Source organism: Oligoflexus sp. (assembly GCF_035638955.1).
GTDB lineage: Bacteria > Bdellovibrionota_B > Oligoflexia > Oligoflexales > Oligoflexaceae > Oligoflexus.
Window position 1 is genome coordinate 1 of the sequence record NZ_DASQYZ010000140.1, and the last position, 1,868, is coordinate 1,868.

The 1,868-nt window shown below is 49.1% G+C and carries 1 protein-coding gene; it reads left to right on the top strand.

The features are described from left to right. The first annotated feature begins 51 nt into the window (after nucleotides 1-51). Nucleotides 52-1,380 carry an IS701 family transposase gene (locus VE954_RS13645; RefSeq protein ID WP_324953596.1) on the top strand — a complete coding sequence of 443 codons (1,329 nt, stop codon included), beginning with the start codon at nucleotides 52-54 and terminating at the stop codon, nucleotides 1,378-1,380. The last annotated feature ends 488 nt before the right edge of the window (nucleotides 1,381-1,868 follow it).

The window sequence follows — 1,868 nt, forward strand, 5'->3', positions numbered from 1 at the left end:
ACGAGCGGTCCGACACAAGAGGCTCTCATGAATTATATACCTCAACCCGTTATGAGAATACTATCCGAAGAATTGGCCGGAGCCTTTACCCGCCCCACCTTCATACGATTTGTGGCCCTTGTTCTGGCAGCTATATTGACAGTCGGCTCCCGGACAGTTAGTAACATGGTGCGCACGGTAAGGAATCTTATTCCCGGCCATGTATCAAGCTATAACCGGGTTTTTTCACAGCGTCGCTGGTCAACCTGGGCCGTTGCGCATGGCCTATGCAAGCTTTTGCTGAAACATCTTGTTCCGATGGGCACTGTGCACCTTGCAGGTGATGATACCGTTGATGAACATCGCGGTGCCAAGGTTTTCGGCAAGGATCGCCACAGAGATGCGGTCCACTCGTCACGATCCTTTACAGCATTTTACTGGGGGCATAAGTGGGTTGTACTAAGCATTGTTGTACGCCTGCCGTTTTCAAGGCGTCCATGGGCATTGCCGGTGCTCCTGGCTTTGTATCGCTCGCGAAAGTGGAATCAGAATCACGGCCGAATCCACAGGACACAACCTGAAATTCTCGAATCTTTGCTAAAAGTTTTGATAAGGTGGTTCCCAGATCGATGCTTCCGTCTTTCAGCGGATGGAGGTTTCGGAACTCATCGAATGGCCTGTTTTTCCAGCAGTCATCGGGATCAGCTCATATTTGTGAGTCGCTTTTATCCGGACGCAAACCTATATGAACCGTGTCCAGCCAGGATGGGTAAAAAGAATGGTCGCCCGAGACTGAAGGGACCGAAAGCGTTATCACCTGAGCAGGTTGTCGAGCAAACTCAAGTGCGAACGAGAATGACAGTCAATTGGTATGGTGGTGAAAAACGCGACGTTGAGATTGTAAGTGCCGTAGGGCATTGGTTCAAGCAGGGTCAGGGCCTGGTGCCGATTCGCTGGGTTTTTGTTCATGACTTGACTGGAACTCATCGCGATGAGTACTTTTTTACGACCAGGGTTCATATGCCGCCGCGGTTTATTGTTGAAGCATATACCGAACGTTGGGCTATCGAAGTGACGTTTGAGGAAGCACGCGCATACCTGGGCTTCGGTTCGACGAGGTGTCATTCTGAAAAAGCTGTTCTCCGGGAGGCGCCCTTTCTGCTTTGGCTTTACTCGATTATTGTCTTGCTTTACGTCTTGCTGCCGACCGGAAAGCAGGCAAGAATTTTTGTCCACTGGCAAGGTAAAAACGTCGTAACATTCTCTGACGTGATCACCGGCTTAAGACGCTGGCTTTGGGTTCATTGGGCTTTTGCAAAGGTGACCCGAAACAAGGGTTATCAGAAACTTTCGCTGCCATTTAAGAATATGCTGCTCGATGCCTTGGCGCCTGCTGCGTAGTTTAGATGATCTGCTCTTAAAAACGGAACCAATCAGACCCTAAAGTAGCTGGCAAGGTTTTGCCAGCCGAGGAAGACTTGGCCTCAGTTTGAAATACGATTGGCTTTTGCACCACGAAAAAGGGCAAAAGCCGAGCTGAGTAGAATTCATTTACAGAGTTATCCCGCATTTGGATCTGCCAGGATCCATTTGGTTGTGTTGGGGTAACTCTACCAATTCTATTGGCATGTTGTAGATCAAGTCGCAACTTCTACACATTATTCAATGAAATTAATATGCTAACAAATCCCTTGGTGGGTGGGTAGTCATCCGGCTGACGTTCAGATCCCAGCGAGCACAATCCGCATGTTAGCGTGTTTACTAAATGCTTAGTGAGTCCGAGCTCCGTTTATTGGAGCCCGGATCAATATTGCGGCGTAAACGCTAATCAATTAGCGGGCATCGAGGCCCTGGAGATAACCTATGCGAATGAAGTGTCTATGAGCCCG